Genomic DNA, 22,559 nt, shown 5'->3' on the forward strand with positions numbered 1-22,559 from the left:
GCCCGCAGGCGAGGAATCTCGCACTTTTGTGGAGAGGTCACTAGCAATGAAAGCCGACCAGGATGGCTCGCCCGTCGCGCTTTGGCCAGGGCGCCCCGCTCCACGCGCATGGCAAGGCGGCGCGCGCAAAGCGCTGGCCGCAGCGCGCGTGATCAAATAGGCATGGGCTGGAAAATCTACAAGAAATTCCCCGCCGGTCTATTGCAGCCGACCCTCCGCGTTCTCAGATCTCGCCATGAATACTCCTTCGGACCTCACGCTCTGTGACCAAGAGCCCATTCGCATCCCCGGCGCCATCCAGCCGCATGGCCGTATGCTGGTTCTTGACGGTGAAACGCTGGCCCTGCAAGCCTGGAGCGCCAACTGGTTCGATGCAGCTGCCGATGCCCTGGCTGCAATGGACCATCAGGCCCTGCATGCCACACCACCCGGTGGCGTGTCCATGCAGGTGGGTGTACTCCACATCGATGCCCAGATGCACTCCTGCTGGGCGCATCGCAACGCCACACAGCTGATTCTGGAGTGTGAGCCCACCCCTCCCCAACAGCGGCCGGAGGAGCCCATCTATGGCGTGGCCCGCGATTTCCTTCCCCGTCTTCAGGACACCGACACGGTAGAGGCACTGGCCCAACTGGCGGCGGAAGAATTGCAGCGCCTGACCGGGTTCGGCCGCACCCTTGTCTACCGGTTCGACGCCGACGGCCATGGTGAAGTGCTGGGTGAAGCCGTAGCGCCGGGTTATGACAGCTATCTCGGGCTGCATTTCCCTGCCACGGACATTCCGCAGCAGGCCCGAGCCCTCTATCTGGCCAACCGGTTCCGGCTGATTCCGGACGCCAACTACCAGGCGGTGCCCCTGCTGGCCGCGCCGGGTGGGCCCGCAGCACACGACATCGATCTGTCCCAAGCGTTTCTTCGCAGCGTGTCGCCGGTGCACCTGGAGTACATGCGCAACATGGGCACCCTCGCGTCGATGTCGGTATCCATCGTGGTGGACGGCAAGTTGTGGGGACTGGCCTCGTGCCACGACCACGCGCCCCGGTATCTGGACTCCGGCATGCGCGCGGCCTGCTCGCTGCTCGGCCAATTCCTCTCCATGCAGATCGATGCCAAACAGGCCACCGCAGAAGTGGCGGCGCGGCTGGAGCTGCGCAAGCTGACCCTGCAGTTGGTTGCGCACCTGTCGGACAGCGACGCCAGCCTGCGCCGCATCGTGGACGAGCCGTCGCTCCTGCTGCGCCTGGCCCGTGCCACGGGTGCGGCCGTGGTGCTGGACGACCAGGCATGGACTGCGGGCGAGACGCCGCCCCCCGATGCGCTGCTGGAGCTGGCGAACTGGGTCGCGGGCATGGGCCATGAGGTCTATGAAAGTTCGCAGCTCACCGCCCACTACCCGCAGGCAGCCGAATGGCAGACCACCGCTTCAGGCGTCTTGGCCATTTCCATTTCGCAGGTGCATCGCCACGTCATCTTGTGGTTCAGGCCCGAGCTGGTTCAGACGGTGACGTGGGCGGGCGATCCGCGCAAAAGTCGCCAGCCCGATGCGACAGGGAGGATCCACCCCCGCCACAGCTTTGCAAGCTGGGTGGAGCAAATCGGCGGCCATTGCCTCCCCTGGTCCGCGGCAGAGATCGGCACGGCCGGTGAACTGCGCCAGGCGCTGATCGGGGTCGTGCTGCGCCGCGCAGAGGAGTTGGCCGCCATCGCCAGCGAACTGGGCCGCGTGAACAAGGAGCTGGAGGCTTTTTCGTACACCGTATCGCACGACCTGCGGGCGCCCATGCGCCATATCGCTGGCTATGTGGACCTGGTGATGGAAACCGAAGGCACGGCGCTCACCGCCCGTGCGCACCGCTACATGGGCCATGTCAAGGATGCGGCGGCATTCGCCGGCCAGTTGGTGGATGCCTTGCTGGATTTTTCCCGCATGGGCCGCACGGCGCTCAAAATCAAGCGGGTGGACTGCAACAGCCTGGTGGAAGGGTTGGTGCGCGAAATCTCCCGGCACGAACGCGATCGGACCATCGAATGGCGTGTGGACCCGCACCTTCCCGTGCTGATGGCCGACCCGCTGCTGCTGCAAGTGGCGGTGCGCAACATCATGGGCAACGCCGTCAAATACAGCCGCGACAGCAAGCCCTGCGTGGTCACGGTGCGGGCCGTTCGCAACGCCGAAGGACAGGGCCTGGAGGTGCAGGACAACGGCGTCGGCTTTCAGATGCAATATGCAGCCAAACTGTTCCAGGTATTCCAGCGCCTGCACCAGGCCGAAGAGTTCGAGGGCACGGGCATCGGGCTGGCCAACGTGAAACGCATTGTGGAGCGGCACGGAGGCCGCGTGTGGGCCCACAGCGACGTAGGACATGGCGCCACTTTTGGGTTCGAGATCCCAGAGCCCGGGCACAATGCTGCCAATTTTCAATCTGTCGGGAACGAGTCCGATCATGCTTAAGCCGATTCTTCTGGTCGAGGACGACCTGCGCGACCAGGAACTGACGCTCCTGGCCCTGGAGCGAAGCCAGCTGGCCAACGACGTCGTGGTGCTGCGCGATGGCGCCGCAGCGCTCGACTACCTGCGCCGCGAAGGCGAATATGCCGACCGCGCCGAAGGCAACCCGGCGGTGATCCTGCTCGATCTGAAGCTGCCCAAGGTCAACGGACTGGAGGTGCTTGAAGCGGTCCGCCAGAGTCCGGCACTGCGCAGTGTTCCGGTGGTGATGTTGACCTCTTCGCAGGAAGAAAGCGACCTGTTGCGCAGCTACGAACTGGGTGTCAACGCGTATGTAGTCAAGCCCGTCGAATTCAAGCAATTCGTGTCTGCCATCGCCGATCTGGGCGTGTTTTGGGCAGTGCTCAATGAGCCGCCCCCAGGGTCCCTGCGCACCAACCGCAGGTACGAGTAGATCTTGGGCACCATGGTCCGATCGGAGCACCCGCTGAGGGTCGTGTTGCTGGAGGATTCCGCGTTCGACGCTGAACTGCTCCAGGAATTCTTGCTGGGTATCTACCCCCGCGCCCACATCGAATGGGTTCGCAATGCCCAGGGCTTTGCGGGCGCGCTGGAGCGCGGCGGTTTCGACGTCATCCTGTCCGACCACGAACTGGGCGGCTTTACCGGCACCGAGGCGCTCGACCTGGCCCGCGAGCGGATGCCGCTGGTTCCCTTCATTTTTGTATCCGGGGTGATCGGCGAGGACAACGCGGTAGAACTGCTCAAGCGCGGCGCGACCGACTATGTGAGCAAGTCGAGGTTGCCACGGCTCGCGTCCGTGCTGGACCGCGCGCTGCGCGAGGTGGCAGAGCGGTCAGCCCGCATCGCGGCAGTGGCCGAGATGCAGACCGCCAAGGAAGAAGCCGAACGGTTGACGGTGGAGCTGGCCCAGCGCGTGCGCGAAGTGGAAACAGGGCAGGCGCGGCTGCGGGCCGCCACCGATGCTGGCGAGCTGGGCGTATGGCAACTGGACCTGGCGCGGCAAGAGCTCATGGCCTCAGGCCACTGCAAGGCCAACTTCGGCCGCGACGAATCCCTGCCGTTTACCTACGCCGAACTGCTGGGCGCCGTGCATCCCGATGACCTGGCGCGCATGCAAGCCTCGGTCGCCCACACGATCGCGACCGGCGAGGACTACCGCATCGAGTACCGGATCGTGCGGCCGGATGGCCAGCTGGCGTGGGTGCGGATCATGGGCCGCCTGGAGCGTGACGCGGAGGGCCAACCCGCCTACATGGCCGGCATCTCGCAGGAGATCACCGACATCGTGCTGGCCGGCCGGCGTGCGCAGCTGATGGAGCTTCTGGAACGCGATGTCTATGGCGTCCCGCACGAGCCGCATGAAATCGCCTACCGCGCCGCCGAGGCCCTGGGCCGGGTGCTGGACGTGAGCCGTGCTGGCTACGGCTTGATCGACCGCGAGGCAGAGACGATCACCATCGACCGCGACTGGAACGCGCCGGGCATTGCGACCTTGGCAGGCACGCTTCATTTTCGGGACTTCGGCAGCTACATCGAAGACCTCAAGCGGGGGGAGACGGTGGTATTTGCCGATGCCCGCACCGACCCGCGCACGCGCGATACGGCCGATGCGCTGATCGCCATCAGTGCGCAGTCGGTCATCAACATGCCGGTGAATGAGGAAGGCGGCTTGGTGGCATTGCTGTACCTGAACCATGCCACCTTGCGGCATTGGACGGCGGACGAAATGAGCCTCATCCGCGAGGTGGCGCACAGAACCCGTCACGCGGTGGAGCGCCGGCGCGCCGAACAAAACCTGCATGCGCTGGCGAACTCGCTCGAACGCAAGGTCAAGGAGCGCACCGCTGAACTCATGCGGACCGAAGCCGCACTGCGGCAGTCCCAGAAGATGGAAGCCGTGGGCCAGCTGACCGGCGGCCTGGCGCATGATTTCAACAACTTGCTCGGTGCGATCTCGGGCAGCCTGGAGCTGCTCAAACGCCAGGCCGGCAAGGAATCTCCGTCCTTGCGCTACATCGAGATGGGCCAGACCGCGACCAAACGGGCAGCCGCGCTCACGCACCGTCTGTTGGCCTTCTCCCGCCAGCAGACGCTCGAGCCCAAGGTCGTGCAGGTCAATCAATTGATCGGCGGGTTCGAGGACCTGATTCGCCGCTCCATAGGACCGCAGGTTGCGCTGGAAGTGCTTGCCGGGACCGGCGTGTGGCCGGTGCTCGCCGACCCCGGACAGCTCGAAAATGCGCTGCTGAACCTGTGCATCAATGCCCGCGATGCCATGCCCGACGGCGGCCGCCTGGTGGTGGAGACCACCAACCGGTCCATCGATGAACGCACCGCCAGCGACGAAGGCATGCGGCCGGGCCAGTACGTGTCGATTGCCGTGACCGACGACGGTACCGGTATGCCTGCCGAAGTGATCGCCCGCGCGTTCGACCCCTTTTTCACGACGAAACCCCTTGGAATGGGGACCGGCCTGGGTCTTTCCATGGTCTACGGCTTCGCGCGCCAGTCAGGGGGGCAGGCCAGGATCCACTCGGAAGTGGGCGCAGGCACCACCGTGTGCATCTTCTTGCCGCGGCACCTGGGTGAAGACACTGTCCGCAATGAGCACACCGCGCAGGCGCCACCGCTCGGCAACACCGGGCTGGGCGAGACCATACTGGTCGTCGATGATGAAGCCTCGGTCCGCGCGTTGATGGCGGAGGTCCTGCGTGAGATGGGCTACCGCGTGCTGGAGGCAGAGGACGGGCTTGGCGCGGTCGAGCTGCTGCAGCACGACCCCTCCGTGACGCTGCTCGTCACCGACGTGGGCTTGCCCGGCGGAATGAATGGCCGCCAGGTGGCCGATGCGGCCCGCACGACGCATCCGGCGCTCAAGGTGCTGTTCGTGACGGGTTATGCCGAAAATGCCGTGCTCAGCCACGGACACCTGCCCACCGGCATGCAGGTGCTGACCAAGCCTTTCGAGTTGCATGTGTTCGGCCAGAAGGTGCAGACGCTGGTCAAGGCTGCGTTCTAGTCGCCGCGCTCCGCCGCCCCCGCCGATCCGGTGGTCGGCTACGCCGGCCTTAACCGCCCGCGCGCTTGACCTTGTGGCCCAGCTTCTGCAGCGCGGCCATCACGCGGTCCACATGGTCGCCCTGCACTTCGATCACGCCGTCCTTCACCGTGCCGCCGCTGCCGCAGGCGGCCTTGAGCTGCTTGCCCAGCTGCTCCAGCGCGGCGGCGTCGACCAGCACGCCCTTGACCAATGTCACGGCCTTGCCGCCGCGGCCCTTGGTCTCGCGCGACACGCGCACGATGCCGTCGCCCGTGGGCAGCGGCTTGTTCTGGTGGCAGACGCACTGCGCCACAGGCTGGCGGCAGCCTGGGCACATGCGCCCCGCGTCGGTGGAGTACACCAGCCCGCCCAGGTCCGCGAACGACTTCATCGCTTGTGCTCCACTTCGTTCTGCAGCATGTGAAAGTCCAGCAGGCGCGTGGCAAGCAGCGTTTCGGTCAGAAAGCACACGAGCGCGAGCAGGAATGAGGCCACCCCTGCCAGGAAGCCCGCCACCGCCAGCCGGTTGGACTGGAAGTTCGTCGTCTCGCCCAGGAACAGCAGGATGATGGTGATGCCGATCAGGAAAGCGCAGAACGTGAGCAGCCCGATGCAGCCATTGGCCAGCCGCCCGCGCAGCCGCAGGTCGGCCAGTTCCTTGTAGGCACGGGCCAGGAATTCGGGCTCGGTGTTGGCGCGTGCGCGGTCTTCCACCACACGCGCCCGGTCGATGATGCGGGCCAGGCGGCCGGCCACGGCGCCGATCATCCCGGAGACGGCGGTGAGCAGGAACACCGGCGCCACCGCGAGCTGGATGCCATGGGTGATGTTGGACGGATCGAGGGTCAGGGCCATGGTTGCGAAGAAGAAGTGACGAAAAAGCAGGCGGCCTGATTATCGGTGCCACCGCCCGCAGCCGGGCAGCCCCTGTGCCGCCGCTGCAACTGCGGCGACAATGGCGGCTTCCCTTCCTCCACGCGCAGCGCCCTGCGGCCCCATCCTGGCTAGCCGTCCGTGCGCCTGCCCTGCCCCCTGCCCATGCCCTTTGCTTCCCTCGGCCTGTCCCCGGCCCTCGTCCATGCCGCCACCCAGCTGGGGTTCACTGCGCCCACGCCCATCCAGGCCGAGGCCATACCGGCCATTTTGCAAGGCTCGGACGTGCTGGGCGCCGCGCAGACCGGCTCGGGCAAGACCGCCGCCTTTGCCCTGCCTCTGCTGCAGCTGCTGCCCCTGAGCGCCACCTCCGGGCCGCGCCGCGTGCGCGCCCTGGTGCTGGTGCCCACGCGCGAGCTGGCCGCGCAGGTGGGCGAGGTGCTGCGCAGCCTGGCCCAGCACCTGCAGCAGCCGCTGAAGGTGGCCATCGTGTTCGGAGGCGTGTCGATCAACCCCCAGATGCTGGGCCTGCGCGGCGGCGCCGACATCGTGGTGGCCACGCCCGGGCGCCTGCTGGACCTGGTGGAGCACAACGCGCTGCGCCTGTCTGCCGTGGCGCACCTGGTGCTGGACGAAGCCGACCGCCTGCTGGACCTGGGCTTCGCCGAAGAACTGCAGCGCGTGCTGGCGCTGCTGCCCACGCAGCGGCAGAACCTGTTTTTCTCGGCCACCTTCCCGGCCGCGGTGCAGGCGCTGGCCGATGCACTGCTCAAGAGCCCCGTGCGGGTCGAAGTACCCCACACGCCGGGCAACGAGCCTTCCATCGAGCAGCGCGCCATTGCGGTGGATGCTGCCCGCCGCACCCAGCTGCTGCGCCACCTGGTCAAGGAGCACGGCTGGTCGCGCGTGCTGGTGTTCGTGGCCACGCAGTACGCGGCCGAGCATGTGGCTGAAAAGCTCTACAAGGCCGGCATCTTCGCCTCGCCCTTCCACGGCGGGCTGAGCCAGGGCGCCCGCAAACAGGTGCTGCAGGAGTTCAAGGACGAACGCTGGCAGGTGGTGGTGACCACCGACCTGGCCGCACGCGGCATCGACATTGCGCAGTTGCCCGCCGTGGTCAACTACGACCTGCCGCGCTCTGCGGTGGACTACGTGCACCGCATCGGCCGCACAGGCCGCGCAGGCGAGAGCGGCGTGGCCGTGAGCTTTGTGACGGCCGACGCCGAAGCGCATTTCCGGCTGATCGAAAAGCGCCAGCACCTGGCACTGCCACTGGAGCAGATTGCGGGCTTCGAGCGGACCGCAACGGCCCCTGCCGCTGCGCCCGATGCGCAGTCACCCGCCGGCACCGGCGGCATCAAGGGCAAGCGCCCGAACAAGAAGGACAAGTTGCGGGCCGCTGCTGCCGCGGCGGCAGCAGCCGGCGACGCCGAGCACGGGCCCGGCAAGGCATAAGCGCCTGCACAAAAAAAAGCGCTGGGGCATGCCTCCAGCGCTTCGTGATACGACCCTGTCACCCAATTTGAGCGGTGACCCGGTGACCGGGCCACCAGCGGTCAGGGGTTCATTGGGGCCAGTCGGTCAGGCCTCTTCGTCGTCCATCCCCTCATCGCCCTCGCCTTCAGGCTCTGCGCCGGGAGGCCGCGCCTTGCGCTGGCCGGGCTTGGCGAAGATCTCGACGTAGAACTGCGGGCCACCCTCGGCGGCCACCGCGTTGATGCGCTCGGTCAGCGCAGACAGGTGCACCACCTCGGCGGCGTCCTGGGTACGGCCGAAGCGGCAGTCGAAGTCCCAGTAGTCGGCGCCTTCAGGCAGATCGCGGCGGCGTTCGCGCTTGATGTACTTGCGGATTTCGTGCTTGACGGCATCCAGGATGCGGTCCGGATTCTTGCCTTCGGCGTGGAGTTGAAAAGTTTTTCTCATGGCTGATGGTAGCGCCCCCGGCACAAACCCATTCCCAGTTGAAAACCCAGATGCCACAATGGCGCACAACATCTGGTGACAAACCACACCCATGCACCCCTCCATCGATCTGCTGCAAGCGCTGCCGGCGGCGGTATTGGTCACGCAGAACGGGGCCATCCGTTTTGCCAATGCGGCGGGTGCGCAGTTGCTGGGGTTTGACAGCCCAGAAGGCCTGATCGGTCAGGTGCTCGCCGAGTTCGTGCACCCCCTGGATCAGCGCCGCTCCAACCGGCGCGTACAGCAGGTGGCGGGGGCCGATCAGGCCCGGCGGCCCAACAAATCCTCCGAATTCCGGGTGCGCACGCAGCAGGGCCAGCTGCGCATGGTGCTGGTGAGCAGCGTCGCCATCGACTGGGAAGGCGCGCCCGCCGTGCTGATGACCGGTATGGACATGACTCACCAGAGCGAGATCGAGGCCGAGCTGCGCGAGAGCGAGCAGAGCTTTCGCCGCCTGTTCGAGAACATGCAGGACGTGTACTACCGCACCAATGCGCAGGGCGTGGTGCAGCACGTGGGCCCGGCCGTGCGGCGCGTGCTGGGCTACGAGCCGCACGAGATCGAGGGCCGCACCGCCGAGTCGTACTACCCGCAAAGCTCCGACCGCGATGCGTTCAAGGCGGCCATCCTCGCGCAGGGCGAGGTCTCGGACTTCCCCGGCCAGATGGTGCGCCGCGACGGCCAGGTGATCGACATCTCCATCAGCAGCCACGCGCTGTACGACCACGCCGGCAATTTTGCGGGTGTGGAGGGCATCTACCGCGACGTGACGCAGCGCAAGAACCTGGAGCGCGAGCTGCAGCGCTTGGCCACCACCGACATGCTGACCGGCATGGCCAACCGGCGCGCCTTCCTGGAATGCGCCGAGTCGGTGTACGCGCATTCGCTGCGCAATGGCGAGCCCATCACCCTGCTGATGCTGGACCTGGACCACTTCAAGTCCATCAACGACCGCTTCGGCCACCTGGAGGGCGACCGCGCCCTGGCGGCGTTTGCCCAGGCCGTCAAAAGCCAGCTGCGCGCGAGCGACGTCGTGGGCCGCCTGGGCGGCGAGGAATTCGGCGTGCTGCTGCCGCTCACCGCCATCGACGAGGGGCTGGAGGTGGCCACGCGCATCCTCGCCAGCATCCGGGCGCTGCAACTGAGCGACGATGCAGGCCAGCCCTACGGCATCACCGCCAGCATGGGCCTGGGCGCCTTTCGGCAGACCGACCGCAGCCTGCGCGATGCGCTCGACCGTGCGGACCAGGCGCTGTACCTGGCCAAGCACCGGGGGCGCAACCAGATCGCATCGCTGGAGCCCACCGGTCCGCAGCCAGAAACGCCGGGCCACTGACCGCCTCCTCTGCCCGCGCGGCCATCGCCGCCGGGCCACGGCGGGCCCCGGTCAGATCCGCATCCGCTCCTGCTGCAGGTTCCACAGGCAGGCCGCGATGCGCAGCAGCATCTCCATCACGTGCTCGGCGCCGCCGTGCGACAGCTCCAGGTCGTCGATGATCATGGCCAGTTGCGCGATGGCGTCTTCGGGCGTGGCCGCGCCGCCCGTGTGGGCGATCTCTGCAATGGCGATGAGTACGTCCGTCCGGTTCATGGGAATGGGCGCAGGGTGGTCGGCGCGGGTGTTCACCGGGGCGCCATGGACAGCCGGGGCTGTACTGCGGTGTCCGCGCCGGCCAGGCGCAGCGGCTCGTCGCCGGCTGCGCCAGCCTGCGGGCCCAGCTGAAACTGGCGGATCACATCCAGCAGGCGCCGGGCCTGGTTCTTCATGCCGGTGGAGGCCGACGAGCTGTCGTCCACCAGCGCCGCATTCTGCTGCGTGGCCACATCGAGCTGGCGCACGGCCTCGCCGATCTGCGCGATGCCGCGCGCCTGCTCCTGGCCCGCGCCCTGGATCTCGCTGATCAGCTCCACCACCTGGTCCACATGGCGCACGGTGTTGGCCACGCGCTCGCCCGCCTGGCCGACCAGGGTGGAGCCGCGCTCCACACCCCGCACGCTGGCGGTGATGAGGCCGCGGATTTCACGCGCCGCAGTGCTGCTGCGCTGCGACAGCCCCCGCACCTCGCCCGCCACCACCGCAAAGCCGCGCCCCTGCTCGCCCGCGCGGGCCGCCTCCACCGCGGCATTCAGCGCCAGCAGGTTGGTCTGGAAAGCGATGTCGTCGATGACCTTGATGATGTCGTTGATCTTGCGCGACTGGGCGTTGATCTCCTGCATGGTGGCGATGACGTCCTGCATCACGCTGCCGCCTTCGTTGGCGACCTTGCTGGCCTCCTGGGCCAGGCGCGTGGCGCGGCCTGCGTTGTCGGTGTTGTGCTGCACGGTGGCGGTCAGCTGTTCCATCGATGCGGCCGTCTCCTGCAGGCTCGATGCCTGCACCTCGGTGCGGCGGGCCAGGTCTTCAGCACCGCCCGCGATCTGCACCGCATCGCGCGCCACGGTCTCGGTGCTGTCGCGCACCTCGGTGATCACGCGCACCAATTGGCCGTTCATCTCGCGCAGGGCGCCCAGCAGCTCGGCGGTCTCGTCGGTGCCGCGCACCTCGATGCGCGCGCTCAGGTCGCCCCCGGCCACCGTGCGCGCCACGGCCACGGCCTGCTGCAGCGGCCGCGAGATGGACCGGGTGATGACCACCGCCATCGCCGCACCTGCCAGCAGCGCCAGCGCCGTGGCGGCCAGCATCCACACATGGATGGTCTCGCTCATGGCGCGTGCGGCGCCGAATTCATCGGCCGCCACGCGCACCTGCAGTTCCACCAGCCGCTGCACGGCGTCCTGCACCTTGGCGGCGTGGGGCCGGATCTGGTTGATGTACAGCTCGGAGCCGTCGTCGTACTTGCCGCCCACCAGCGCGGCGGCGGCGGGGATCAGCCCCTGGTCGAGGTAGGTGGCATTGGCCTGTGCGAACGCGCGGGCCAGTGCGTCTTCTTCGGCGCCGAGCGGCTGGGCGGTGTAGGTCTTCCACAGCGTGCGGATGCGCTCCACGTTCGCTGTGAGCGTCGCGTGGGTGGCCTGGTTGGCAGTGCCCGGGTCCATGAGCATGTCCATCACCAGCACGCGGTTGCGCTGCGTGAGGTGGCTGATCTCCGCCAGCACGCCCAGCGGCACCGTGCGGTCGCCATACAGCGCCGCGCTGCGCTCGGTCAGGCGCTTGGCGCCGCTGATGCCGCCTGCGGCCAGTGCCGATAGCAAGAGCAAAAGCACCGCGAACGCCAAGGCCAGGCGGGTGCCGATTTTCATGGTCTGGAGCATGTGAACTTTCTGGTCGACCCGGCGGACTGGCAGCCTTGGGAAGCGGCTACCTGTGCGACATATCCGCCGGTGTTCAGATACTATTTATTTCAAGTGACAAAATCATGACTTGGTATTCATTCGTTCCTTGATAATCCATTCACGATAATTTCATTATCTTGAAATTGATTATCTGCAACAAAGCAATGCACCGTACCTGGCATCTACGTCCAAATCGCATGACTGCACAGGCAGCGGTTCCATCGCCAACGCCCGGCCAGCACCGCACTCCACGATAATTCGCACTCACTGAAAATACCCGGGCACCATGGAAATCGAATTCAAGTTCTGCATTCCCCCTGCGCAATTGGCCGCCGTCACCGCCGCCGTTCGCCGCGGCCGGCACACGCCCATTCGCATGGAGGCGCGCTATTTCGACACGCCCGATGCCGCCCTGTCGTCCCGCGGCATCGCGCTGCGCCTGCGGCGGGAAGGCGACCGCTGGGTGCAGACCGTGAAGGCCCTGGGCGAGGGCCCGCTGGACCGCCACGAGCACAACGTGGAGCGCGGCGCGGCCAGCCCGGCTGGCGCACCCGCGCTGCAGCCCGACCTGCATGCGGGATCGCCGGCCGGAGACATCATGATGCGCGCGCTGCAGGGCGCGGCCGGCCCCCTGGCAGAGACCTACGGCACCGAGATGGACCGCATCACCCGCGACATCCGCTTTGCCGGGGGCATGGCCGAGCTGGCGCTCGACACCGGCCGCGTGGTGGCCCGCCGCGGCACCCCGCAGCAGCAGGAGGCCCGCATCTGCGAGCTGGAGCTCGAACTCAAAAGCGGCCCCGTGGCCGGCCTGGCCCGGCTGGCCGACACCTGGGCACGCCAGCACGGCCTGGTGCTGAGCACCATTTCCAAGGCTGAACGCGGGGAGCGGCTGCTGGCCCCGCAGTGGGTGCGCCCGGCGGTGTCGGCCCGCCCGCTGCGCGCGGGCAGCACCGCGCCGTTGTTTCTGGATGCGGCCCACCTGCAGCGCACCGTGCTCTCCCACTGCCTGGTGCAGATCCTGGCCAATGCCAGCGAAATCGTCGAAACCACGCTGCCCACCACCGACCTGGCCGAGCATGTCCACCAGCTGCGCATCGGCATCCGCCGCCTGCGCACCGCGCTGCGCGAGCTGGACGCCCTGGCACCCGGGCGCTTCGCCCCGCACTGGGAGCCCGCACTGCGGGACGTGTTCCAACGCCTGGGCAGCCTGCGCGACCGCGAGCAGATCCTGCGCGGCTTCAACGCCGAACTGCGCGATGCGGGCGCACCGGCCTCGCTGCTGATGCCGCTGGGCGACGCCCCAGGCCATGCCGCGGCGGACATCGTGCGCACGCCGGCCTTCCAGTCCGCGCTGGTCGAGCTCATGGGCTTCACCGCCGACAAGGCGGAGCCCACCGACGGCGCACAGGCCCTGCCCCCGAAGGACGTGCGCCGCACACTCCAGAAGAAGCTCCAATCGCTGCGCACCCAGGTGCTCGCCGACGGGCGCCGCATCGACACGCTGGCCGCGCCCGCGCAGCACCGCCTGCGCAAACGCTTGAAGCGCCTGCGCTACCTGGCGGAGTTTCTGGTGCCCGCCTTCGATGGCGACGAGGGCGATGCCTTTCTGCAGAGCCTGCGCCCCGCCCTGGCCGCGCTGGGCCGGCTGCACGATGAACGCGTGGCCAGCGACCTGTACACCGAGATCGCCACCCGGGACGCCCGCGCCTGGTTCGGCGTGGGCTGGCTGGCCGCCCGCCTCCCGCGCACCACCACGGCCAGCCGCAAGGCGCTGGCGCGCATTGGCGAGGTGCCGCGCCTGCACAAGCCCAAGGCCCCTAAGGTCCCGAAGGCAGCAAAGGCGCGCAGGCCCTGACCCCGCCGCCGGGCACCGGGCACAATCCCCAGCATGACGGCCCCCACCCCACCCCGGCGCGCAGTCGCGCACGGGCAGACCCAGACCCCTACCCCCACCACCGCCGACACCGCCGACACCGCCCCCCACGGCCGCGCGCACCCATCGCACCACCAGGCCATCCCCGGCAAGGAGCAGATCGCCCTGCTCGACGCCTTCGAGCGGCTGGGCATGGACAGCATCACGCTGGTGCGCACGCCGGAGCAGGCCGACCGCGCGCGCGACGCGCTGTGCAAAGCCACGGCCTGGGGGTTCGACACCGAATCCAAACCCACCTTCGTGCAAGGGGAGGCGTCGGACGGCCCGCACATCGTGCAGCTGTCCACGCTGGACCACGCCTGGGTCTTTCAGCTGCAGGATGCCGGTTGCCGCGCGCGCGTGGCCGAGCTGCTGGCCCTGCGTGCCGTGACCAAGGCAGGCTTCGGACTGGGGGACGACACCAAGCGCATCAAGGCCAAACTGGGCGTGGAGCCCGCCGATGTGCTGGAGCTCAACACCGTGTTCCGCCAGCGCGGCTACCGCAAGGACATGGGCGTGAAGGCCGCCGTGGCCGTGCTGTTCAACCGGCGCTTCCTCAAATCCAAGAAGGCCGCGACGTCCAACTGGGCCAACGACCGGCTGACCGAAGCGCAGGTGCTCTACGCCGCCAACGACGCCTGGGCAGCGCTGCGGGTGTTCCATGCGCTGCAGGTGCCTGCCGCACCCGCTGCGTAAGGCGCGGTCGATTCAATTGCTATAAAAACAATAGCTGCTAGCGCTTGACCATCAAGCGGCAGGGCCTTTTTTTATATCAAATCCGCTGCCTGAATCGCTCGCGGCGTCACCTACTGGTGCAGCGTGGTGTGGTGTGTGCTGCGCCCATCACAGTCGCGCAGCCAGCCGCGCCGCCTGGTCGATGGCGCGCTTGGCATCCAGCTCCCCCGCCTCCAGCGCGCCGCCGATCAGGTGCGGCTTGCGGCCCTGGGCCTCCAGCGCCTGCGCCAGGCTGGCCAGCGGCACCTGGCCCGCGCACAGCACCACGGTGTCGCAGGCGATCCAGGTGGGGTCCTCGCGCTTATCGCCGTACGACACCAGCAGGCCCTCGTCGGCGATGCGCTCGTAGTTCACGCCGCCCACCATCTGCACGTCCTTCATCTTGAGCACCGTGCGGTGGATCCAGCCCGTGGTCTTGCCCAGGCCGCCACCGAGCTTGCCCTTCTTGCGCTGCAGCAGCGTCACCTGGCGCGCCGGCGGCGTGGCGTGCGGCCCGGCGGGTGCCAGGCCACCGCGCGCTGCGGCCGGGTCGGTGATGCCCCATTCGGCCTGCCACGCGCTCACGTCGAGCGTGGTGGATGGGTGCTCGCCGTGGGTCAGAAACTCGGCCACGTCAAAGCCGATGCCGCCCGCGCCGATGATGGCCACGCGCTCGCCCACCGGCTTGCGGTGCCGCAGCACGTCGATGTAGCTCAGCACCTTGGGGTGGTCCTGCCCGGGGATCTGCGGGTCGCGCGGCAGCACGCCCGTGGCCACCACCACCTCGTCGAAGCCCGCCAGGTCCGCCGCCTCCACCGCGCGGTTCAGGTGCAACTGCACGCCGGTGTCCTCCACCCGCGTGGTCAGGTAGCGCAGCATTTCGTGGAACTCCTCCTTGCCCGGGATCACCTTGGCCATGTTGAGCTGGCCGCCGATGGCGGGCGCCGCGTCGAACAGGTGCACCTCGTGCCCACGCTCGGCCGCCACCGTGGCCGCCGTCAGGCCCGCAGGCCCGGCGCCCACCACGGCGATGCGCTTGCGGGCCGACGGTGCGGCGATGGGGCGGTAGACCAGTTCGGTCTCGTGGCAGGCGCGCGGGTTGACCAGGCAACTGCTGGTCTTGTTCTGGAACACATGGTCCAGGCAAGCCTGGTTGCAGGCGATGCAGGTGTTGATGCGGTCGGCCCGGCCCTCGGCGGCCTTCTTCACGAAGGCGGCGTCGGCCAGCAGCGGCCGCGCCATCGACACCATGTCGGCGCAGCCGTCGGCCAGCACGGCTTCAGCCACCTCGGGCGTGTTGATGCGGTTGGAGGTGACCAGCGGCGTGGCAATGCCTGCCGCCGCGAACTCGGCCTTCATCTTCTGCGTGACCCAGGCAAACGCCGCGCGCGGCACGCTGGTGGCAATGGTAGGCACCCGCGCCTCGTGCCAGCCGATGCCGGTGTTGACGATGTTCGCCCCGCCCGTGGCCACGGCCTTGCCCAGGGTGACGATCTCGTCCCAGCTGCTGCCGCCGGGCACCAGGTCGATCATCGACAGGCGGTAGATGATGATGAAGTCCGGCCCCACGGCCTCGCGCATGCGGGCCAGAATCTCCACCGGCAGGCGCATGCGGTGGCTGTAGTCGCCGCCCCAGGCATCCTGGCGCAGGTTGGTGGTCTGCGACAGGAACTGGTTGATGAAGTAGCCCTCCGAGCCCATCACCTCCACGCCGTCGTAGCCCGCCTCGCGCGCCTTCACTGCGCAGTTGACGAACGCGCGGATCTGGCGCTCCACCCCGCGGGCCGACAGTGCGAACGGCGTGAACGGCGAAATGGGCGACTGCAGGCGCGAGGGCGCCACCGCCAGCGGGTGGTAGGCGTAGCGGCCCGTGTGCAGGATCTGCAGCGCGATCTTGCCGCCCGCCTCGTGCACGGCCCGCGTGACCACCTGGTGGCGCCGCGCCGCGCCCGACGTGGACAGTGTGCCCGCAAAAGGCTTGGCCCAGCCCGCGATGTTGGGCGCAAAACCGCCGGTCACGATCAGGCCCACATCGCCCTCGGCCCGCTCGCGGAAATACGCCGCCATGCGCGACAGGTCGCGCTCGTCCTCCAGCCCCGTGTGCATGGAGCCCATGAGCACGCGGTTCTTGAGCGTGGTGAAGCCCAGATCAAGGGGCGCGAGCAGGTGCGGGTACAAGGCTGCGCCGGGCGTGGCGGCGGCTGCAGGGAAGGCTGTGGGAGCGGCGGAAGAAGACTGCATGGGCACCATCGTGGACTAGAAATATTTTCTAGAACTTTATTCTAGAATTACATGCCATGGCAAGCCGCACTTCCCCCAACCCGCCCGCCCCTCCGACCGAAGCCACCGCAGACCGCCGCCAGGACATCCTGAACGCCGCCCTCGCCTGCGCGGCCGAAGGCGGCGTGGACGCGGTCACCATCGACGGCGTGCGGGCCCGCTGCGGGGCCAGCGTGGGCAGCATTTATCACCACTTCGGCAACCGCGACGGCATCGTGGCGGCGCTGTTCTTCGACATCTTTCACGACCAGTCGCGCAGCGTGCAGGCGCAGCTCGATGCTTCGCGCGGCGTCGAAGCCGGTGTGCGTGCCCTGGTCACGGGGTATCTGGACTGGGTGGTGGCGCAGCCCGAGCGGGCGCGCTTCATGTTCCAGGCCCGGGGCGCCGTGGCGGCGGGCCCGCGATCGTCCGACCTGGCCGAGGCGGCCCGCCGGCGCAACCAGGCGCTGGTGGCCTGGTTCGAGCCGCAGCGCCGCGCCGGTGCGGTGCTGGACTTGCCATGCGAACTGATGCCCTCGCTGGTGATGGGGCCGGTGCAGAGCTATTGCCGGGCCTGGCTCTCGGACCGCGCCGGGCCGGGCACGCTGCCGTCGCCCGAAACCTACCGCAGCGAGCTGGCCGCGGCAGCGTGGCGCTCGGTCAAGGCGTGACAGCGCGGCCCTGGCGGCTGTTGCGACTGCCGGTCAGCCCGCTGCGCCCGCCTTGCGGCGCCAGGCCCAATGCACAGCCCCGGCCAGCAATGCTCCCGCCGGGCCGATGATGACAAGGTTCCACAGCGGCATGAACAGCAGGCCGAGCGCGGCGGTGGAGCCCGCCGGGGCCACGAAGACGCTGTAGTGCATGTACAGGTCTGCCACCAGGCACGCGGCAGCCGCCCCCAGGGCCCACGCCGCCCAGCGGCCCCGTGCCAGCCAGGCAGAGATGGCGTACGGCGCGCACGAGAAGACCCACAGGCCGATGAGAAATGCGCTGGCACCCGCGCCCTCCTCGCCGCCCGCTGCCTTGAACACTACCGTGTAGAGGTGCAGCGCGGCGCCTGCGCCGCACAGGGCCAGGGCCGATTGGGTGAGCGTGGAGGATGGCATGGGCAGCCTTTCGACGCGGAGCGCGGTGTACGGCGGGGTGGGCCTTTTATCGTCAATAGTGCGGCGGCAGCTCGTCGCGCGGGTTGCGCGGTGCCGCGGCGCCACCGCCCTCCGGCGCTTGCTGGCGCAGTTGGATCACCTCGCGCGCCAGCCGGTCGATCAGCTCTTGCTGGCGGTAGATGGTCATGTTGAGCTGGTCCAGCAGGTCTTCGGTGAAGCTGGCCTTGATCTCCAGGCTCTCCAGCCGCTCGATGATTCGCCGCTGCCCAGAACTGGGCTCAGAGGTAGATTCCATAGGTTTCCAATACAACCGTGAACTTATTGGTGGGCACTGCCCTGCCAGCAACCGCCGCGCAAGGGCCGCCCCGCCGCGCTGGCGGTGTCCCCCTTCCCGAATTGCAACGCAATTCGAGAGAAGGGGGAAGGCGCGAAGCGACTCAGGGGGTTGTCACTGCTTGCCCCAGGCGGGCGACGCCTTCGCGGATCTTCTCCACATCGGCGGTCGCGAACGACAGGCGCAGCGTGGCGTGGTCGGGGTTGGCGCAGAAGAACGGCGTGCCGGGCACGAAGGCCACGCCCTTTTCAATGGCGCGTTTGGCCAGCACATTGCCGTCGGCCACCTTGCCGCCGGCGCCGGTCAGGCGCGCCCACACGAACAGGCCGCCCTGGGGCTGCACGAACTCGATGGCGTCGCCCAGTTCCTTGCGCAGCGCATCGCCCATGGCCTGGCCGCGCTCGGCATACACCTTGCGCACGTTGGCCAGCGTGGAGGGCATGCGGCCGGCCTTGAGGTACTGCGCGGCCGTGGCCTGCGCGAAGGTGCTGGTGTGCGCATCGCTGAACTGCTTGCACATGGTGGCCTTGGCCAGCAGTTCGGCCGGGGCGATCATCCAGCCCACGCGCAGGCCGGGCGACAGCACCTTGCTCAAGCTGCCGCAGTGCACCAGCAGCTCGCGGCTGCCGGGCACGCTGGCCGACAGGTTGAGCAGGCTGGGGGGTGGCGCGTCGCCAAAATACAGGTCTCCGTAGGGGTCGTCCTCGACGATCAGGGTGTTGTGCTTCACGGCCATCTCCAGCACGGCCTTGCGGCGCTCGGCGCTCAGCATGGCGCCGCTGGGGTTGCCGAAGGTGGGGATGAGGTAGACGAACTTGGGCTTGTGCTCGGCGATCAGCTTTTCCAGCTCGTCGGTCTTCACGCCGTTGGCGTCGATGGGTGCGCTGATGAGTTCGGCGCCGTACAGGCGAAAGCACTGGATGGTGGCCAGGAAGGTCGGGCCTTCCACGATGACCTTGTCGCCGGGGCTGATGAGCGTCTTGCCCAGCAGGTCCAGCGCCTGCTGGCTGCCGGTGGTGACGATGAGGTTGTCGGCCGCGACCGCCGTGGCACCCTTGGATGCCATGAAGGCGGCCAGTTGCTCGCGCAGCGGGTTGTAGCCCTCGGTGGCGCCGTACTGCAGGGCGGCGCCGGGTTCTTCGGCCAGCGCGGCGTTGCTGGCAGCGCGGATGCCATCCACGTCGAACATCGCGCTGTCCGGGAAGCCGCCCGCAAAGCTGATGATGCCGGGCTTGCCCAGCAGCTTGAAAAGCTCGCGGATGGCGGAGGTTTCTACATTGTTCAGGCGGTCGGCGAATTGCATGGCGTCAACAAGGTGGGTGGCAAAGAATTTGCCATTGTCGCCAATTGCCAAGCAGGTTTCCTGCGACGGGCAAGGTGTTTACGATGCAAGGCGCCGCGTTGTCGGCCATCACCCGTCTGAAAGACCTGCCCCATGCCCCTCGAAATCCGCCAATTGCCCCGCATGCGCTTGGCCTACATGCGCCAGACCGGCCACTACGGCCCGTCGCTCACGCACCTGTGGGACCGCTTTGGCCAGTGGTGCCAGGCCCATGGCCTGGCCGAGCCGCGCCCCAAGTACTACGGTATCAGTCTGGACAACCCGACCTGCACCCCGCCCGAGCAATGCCGCTACGACGCCTGCGTGCAGGTGGGGGTGGGGCTGCGCACTGGCACCGAGGCGTTGGTGCAGGACTTTCCGGGCGGCGACTATGCGTGCCTGCAGTTCGTGGGCACCGGGCCCGAGATCGGCGCGGCCTGGGCGGGCATGATGGCACCAGGGCAGATCCCCGCGGGCTGGGAAGTGGCCGCGCGGCCCGCCGTCGAGGTGTATGACGAGCACTTTGCCGTCAACCCCGCCACCGGAGCGTTTCCGTGCTGGCTGTGTCTGGCGGTGCAGCGCACGGCTTGAGCACGCCCCGCTCCGGGGCGCGCCGCCTTCTCGATCAATCGACGCGGATGTCCGCCCGCGCCGCCACGGCGCGCATCAGCGGCAGCTCACGCTCGATGCGGGCGCGCAGCGCGTCGCCGTTGCCCCAGGCCGGGGTCATGCCGATGTCCACCAGCTTCTTCTTGAATTCTGCAGACGCCATGGTGTCCGCCAGGGCCTTCTCCAGCTTTTTCTGCACCGGCGCGGGCAGGCCGGCGGGCGCAACGAACGCAAACCACGAGCCCATGTCGAAGCCCGGGTAGCCGCTCTCAGCGACCGTGGGCACGTTGGGCAACAACGCCAGGCGCTGCGGGCTGAGCACGGCGATGGGCTTGATCTTGCCGGCCTTGATGAGCGGGGTGGAGGCCACCACCGTGTCCACCGCCAGGTGCACCTGCCCGCCCATCAGCGCAGTCAGGTTGGGCGAGCTGCCGTTGAAGGGCACGTGCAACATCGGAAAGCCCGCGGTGGCCTTGAGCATCTCGGCGCCGAAGTGCACCGACGAGCCCGTGCCGTAGGACCCGTACGAGAACTTGTCCGGCGCGGCCTTGGCCTGCGCCACGATGTCCTTGAGCGTGCTGCCCTGCACATCGTTGTGGGCCACCAGCAGCAGCCCCATGTCGGCCACCATGCCGATGGGCGTGAAGCTGCGCACCGGGTCGTACGGCAGGTTGGTGCGGATGGCGGGGTTCATGGTGAGCGTGGTGTTGGCGCCCAGCAGCAGGGTGTAGCCGTCGGCCGGTGCCTTGGCCACGAGCGATGCGGCCACCACCGTGCCCGCGCCCGGCCTGTTTTCGACCACCATCGGCTGGCCCAGCCGCTCGCCCATCGCCGTGGCCAGCAGGCGCCCCAGGATGTCCGTGGCGCCGCCGGGCGCGAACGGGACGACCAGCTTCACGGGCCGGTCGGGATAGGTCTGCTGCGCCCAGGACACGGCGGGCGCTGCCAGCACGAATGCGCTGGCCAGGAGACACGATACGAAGCGGGAGCGCGGCAGGGACATGGGGAGTTCTCCGGTCAAAAAATGCGGGAAGGGCAGTAAGAGCAGTAAGGGCGGGATGGCGAATCGATGTGGAAAACAGCGCGCATCAGCCCAGCAACGGGCTCGGCACACGGGCATGACCGCTGGCCTGGTCGTACGCGTGCCCGATCTGCAGCACGGCCGCATCGGACTGCGCCGGACCGATGATCTGCAGCCCCGCCGGCAAGCCGCCGGGCCCGAAGCCCGCAGGCGCAGCCAAGGCAGGCAGGCCGGCCATGGTGGCGGGCACCACGGCCTCCATCCAGCGGTGGTAGGTGTCCATGGTGCGCCCGCCGACCTCGTGCGGCCAGTCCAGGTCGGCATGGAACGGAAAAACCTGCGCGGCCGGCAGCACCAGAAAGTCGAACTGCTCGAACAGGCCGCGCAGCATCTGGTACCACGCACTGCGCACGCGGGCCGCGTCGTACACCTGCAGGGCCGACAGCCGCATGCCGCGCTCGATCTCCCACACCGCCTCGGCCTTGAGCAGTGCGCGCGTGGCCGGGTTGCGGTACAGGCCCGCGTTGGCCCCCGCCACACTGAAGCTGCGCAGGTCGATCCAGGCGTTCCACAGTTGGGCCATGTCGAACGCGGGCACCACGGATTCCACCGTGCAGCCCACCGTGCGAAAGTGCGCGAGCGACTGCTCACAGGTGGCCAGCACGCCGGGCTCGGTGGGCAGGTGCCCGCCCAGGTCGCCCAGCCAGCCGATGCGCGCACCGCCGAAGTCGCGCTCCAGCGGCCGCCCCAGCAAGGCCACGTCCTCGTGCCGGCGGGTGAGCGGCAGCCGCGCATCGAAGCCCGCCTGCACGGACAGCAGCAGCGCCAGGTCCGGGATGTTGCGCGCCATGGGGCCGGCCACGCTGAACTGCTGGAAGAACACCTCTTCGGTCGGGCCGTGCGGCACCAGGCCGAACGAGGTGCGCAGCCCATACACGTTGTTGAACGCCGCCGGCGTGCGCAGCGACCCCATCATGTCCGATCCGTCGGCCACCGGCAGCATGTGCAGCGCCACGGCCACCGCCGCCCCGCCGCTGCTGCCGCCCGCCGACACGCCCGGGTCGAACGCATTGCGCGTGGTGCCGTACACCGGGTTGTAGGTGTGCCCGCCCAGGCCGAACTCGGGCGAGTTGCTGCGGCCGACGAACAGCGCACCGCCCGCGCGCATGCGCTCGAACACCACGGCGTCGGTGGTGGACACCTGCCCCGCAAAGATGGGTGAGCCGCGCGTGGTGACCATGCCGGCCGCGGGCATGATGTCCTTGGGTGCCTGCGGAAAGCCGTGCAGCGGCCCCAGGCTCTCGCCGCGCGCCAGCTGCGCATCGCGCTCGGCGGCCTGCGTGCGCAGCATGTCGCGGTCTGCCAGGGCCACCAGCGCATTGACCACGGGGTTCAGGCGGTCGACCTGTGCCAGGTAGGCGTCGAGCACCTCGGCACACGACACGTCGCGGGCGTGGATGGCGCGCGACAGGCTGGTGGCCGTGTGGCCGACGATGCCGCACGGTGCCCTGCCCTGGGCAGGCTGCGCGGGTGTGGTCGATGTGGCGGAGCTGGAGGATTGTGTCATTTGCAAGTCAGCATAAGCAGCCCCTTGCGTTTCGACAATCGACGATTTCTGAGGTTATCGTTGCGTTTTATGCAATCCACACCCCAAGGCGG

At 68.3% G+C, this 22,559-nt stretch carries 20 protein-coding genes; 9 read left to right on the forward strand and 11 right to left on the reverse strand.

The annotated features are described in order from the left end of the window. The first annotated feature begins 235 nt into the window (after positions 1-235). From ASF16_RS16185 to ASF16_RS16195, 3 genes are read left to right on the forward strand one after another with little or no spacing between them, the layout of a single operon-like run. Positions 236-2,452, forward strand: a complete 2,217-nt coding sequence (locus ASF16_RS16185) for an ATP-binding protein (protein ID WP_056169454.1) — start codon at positions 236-238, stop codon at positions 2,450-2,452. Beyond that, positions 2,445-2,903, forward strand: coding sequence for a response regulator (locus tag ASF16_RS16190; RefSeq protein ID WP_056169456.1), 459 nt, complete (start codon positions 2,445-2,447; stop codon positions 2,901-2,903). The genes ASF16_RS16185 and ASF16_RS16190 overlap by 8 nt, the downstream gene beginning before the upstream one ends. A gap of 12 nt (positions 2,904-2,915) precedes the next feature. Beyond that, the gene (locus tag ASF16_RS16195; protein ID WP_156372110.1) at positions 2,916-5,492 is read left to right on the forward strand and encodes a response regulator; all 2,577 of its coding nucleotides are present in this window, start codon (positions 2,916-2,918) and stop codon (positions 5,490-5,492) included. Between the two features lie 49 nt (positions 5,493-5,541). On the opposite strand, the gene ASF16_RS16200 is transcribed toward ASF16_RS16195, so the two are convergent. After that, positions 5,542-5,904 (reverse strand): translation initiation factor Sui1, encoded by a 363-nt coding sequence (locus ASF16_RS16200; RefSeq protein ID WP_056169459.1) that lies wholly within the window; start codon positions 5,902-5,904, stop codon positions 5,542-5,544. Beyond that, on the reverse strand, positions 5,901-6,368 hold the full coding sequence (locus ASF16_RS16205; protein ID WP_056169461.1) for a DUF2721 domain-containing protein: 468 nt from the start codon (positions 6,366-6,368) through the stop codon (positions 5,901-5,903). The genes ASF16_RS16200 and ASF16_RS16205 overlap by 4 nt, the downstream gene beginning before the upstream one ends. A gap of 183 nt (positions 6,369-6,551) precedes the next feature. Between ASF16_RS16205 and ASF16_RS16210 the strand changes: the two genes are divergently transcribed. Further along, complete coding sequence (locus ASF16_RS16210) at positions 6,552-7,841, forward strand: DEAD/DEAH box helicase (protein ID WP_056170608.1); 1,290 nt, start codon at positions 6,552-6,554, stop codon at positions 7,839-7,841. Positions 7,842-7,967: 126 nt separating this feature from the next. Here the strand turns inward: ASF16_RS16210 and ASF16_RS16215 are convergent, their stop codons facing one another. Further along, the gene (locus ASF16_RS16215) at positions 7,968-8,309 is read right to left on the reverse strand and encodes a DUF6172 family protein (protein ID WP_056169464.1); all 342 of its coding nucleotides are present in this window, start codon (positions 8,307-8,309) and stop codon (positions 7,968-7,970) included. Positions 8,310-8,400: 91 nt separating this feature from the next. Between ASF16_RS16215 and ASF16_RS16220 the strand changes: the two genes are divergently transcribed. Then, entirely contained in the window at positions 8,401-9,684 is a 1,284-nt protein-coding gene (locus tag ASF16_RS16220) for a GGDEF domain-containing protein (RefSeq protein ID WP_056169467.1), read from the forward strand. Between the two features lie 51 nt (positions 9,685-9,735). Here the strand turns inward: ASF16_RS16220 and ASF16_RS16225 are convergent, their stop codons facing one another. Continuing rightward, entirely contained in the window at positions 9,736-9,939 is a 204-nt protein-coding gene (locus ASF16_RS16225) for a hypothetical protein (RefSeq protein WP_056170610.1), read from the reverse strand. Positions 9,940-9,971: 32 nt separating this feature from the next. After that, a complete protein-coding gene (locus ASF16_RS16230; protein ID WP_235507405.1) occupies positions 9,972-11,588 on the reverse strand; it encodes a methyl-accepting chemotaxis protein in 1,617 nt (538 codons plus the stop codon). Between the two features lie 319 nt (positions 11,589-11,907). On the opposite strand from ASF16_RS16230, the gene ASF16_RS16235 reads away from it, so the two are divergent. Beyond that, positions 11,908-13,479: a CYTH and CHAD domain-containing protein gene (locus ASF16_RS16235; RefSeq protein WP_056169470.1), complete on the forward strand. Its 1,572-nt coding sequence runs from the start codon at positions 11,908-11,910 to the stop codon at positions 13,477-13,479. 24 nt (positions 13,480-13,503) lie between these two features. Continuing rightward, the gene (locus ASF16_RS16240; protein WP_369817175.1) at positions 13,504-14,232 is read left to right on the forward strand and encodes a 3'-5' exonuclease; all 729 of its coding nucleotides are present in this window, start codon (positions 13,504-13,506) and stop codon (positions 14,230-14,232) included. A 147-nt stretch (positions 14,233-14,379) separates the two neighbouring features. Here ASF16_RS16240 and ASF16_RS16245 read toward each other — a convergent pair whose 3' ends face one another. Continuing rightward, positions 14,380-16,491, reverse strand: a complete 2,112-nt coding sequence (locus tag ASF16_RS16245) for an NADPH-dependent 2,4-dienoyl-CoA reductase (RefSeq protein WP_056170617.1) — start codon at positions 16,489-16,491, stop codon at positions 14,380-14,382. A gap of 56 nt (positions 16,492-16,547) precedes the next feature. Here ASF16_RS16245 and ASF16_RS16250 point away from each other — a divergent pair, with 56 nt between their 5' ends. After that, entirely contained in the window at positions 16,548-17,180 is a 633-nt protein-coding gene (locus tag ASF16_RS16250; protein WP_056169473.1) for a TetR/AcrR family transcriptional regulator, read from the forward strand. A 33-nt stretch (positions 17,181-17,213) separates the two neighbouring features. On the opposite strand, the gene ASF16_RS16255 is transcribed toward ASF16_RS16250, so the two are convergent. The 3 genes from ASF16_RS16255 to ASF16_RS16265 form a co-directional block, all read right to left on the reverse strand. Beyond that, positions 17,214-17,615, reverse strand: a complete 402-nt coding sequence (locus ASF16_RS16255; protein WP_056169476.1) for a hypothetical protein — start codon at positions 17,613-17,615, stop codon at positions 17,214-17,216. 52 nt (positions 17,616-17,667) lie between these two features. Further along, entirely contained in the window at positions 17,668-17,910 is a 243-nt protein-coding gene (locus ASF16_RS16260) for a SlyX family protein (RefSeq protein ID WP_056169479.1), read from the reverse strand. Between the two features lie 142 nt (positions 17,911-18,052). Then, positions 18,053-19,252, reverse strand: coding sequence for a PLP-dependent aminotransferase family protein (locus tag ASF16_RS16265; RefSeq protein ID WP_056169482.1), 1,200 nt, complete (start codon positions 19,250-19,252; stop codon positions 18,053-18,055). A 132-nt stretch (positions 19,253-19,384) separates the two neighbouring features. Here ASF16_RS16265 and ASF16_RS16270 point away from each other — a divergent pair, with 132 nt between their 5' ends. Next, the gene (locus ASF16_RS16270) at positions 19,385-19,861 is read left to right on the forward strand and encodes a GyrI-like domain-containing protein (protein ID WP_056169484.1); all 477 of its coding nucleotides are present in this window, start codon (positions 19,385-19,387) and stop codon (positions 19,859-19,861) included. A 34-nt stretch (positions 19,862-19,895) separates the two neighbouring features. Here ASF16_RS16270 and ASF16_RS16275 read toward each other — a convergent pair whose 3' ends face one another. Both ASF16_RS16275 and ASF16_RS16280 read right to left on the reverse strand, forming a co-directional pair. After that, positions 19,896-20,882: a tripartite tricarboxylate transporter substrate binding protein gene (locus ASF16_RS16275; protein ID WP_056169487.1), complete on the reverse strand. Its 987-nt coding sequence runs from the start codon at positions 20,880-20,882 to the stop codon at positions 19,896-19,898. Between the two features lie 85 nt (positions 20,883-20,967). Then, positions 20,968-22,467 carry an amidase gene (locus tag ASF16_RS16280; RefSeq protein WP_235507406.1) on the reverse strand — a complete coding sequence of 500 codons (1,500 nt, stop codon included), beginning with the start codon at positions 22,465-22,467 and terminating at the stop codon, positions 20,968-20,970. Positions 22,468-22,559: the final 92 nt, after the last annotated feature.

Source organism: Acidovorax sp. Leaf78, assembly GCF_001422735.1.
Lineage (GTDB): Bacteria > Pseudomonadota > Gammaproteobacteria > Burkholderiales > Burkholderiaceae_C > Acidovorax.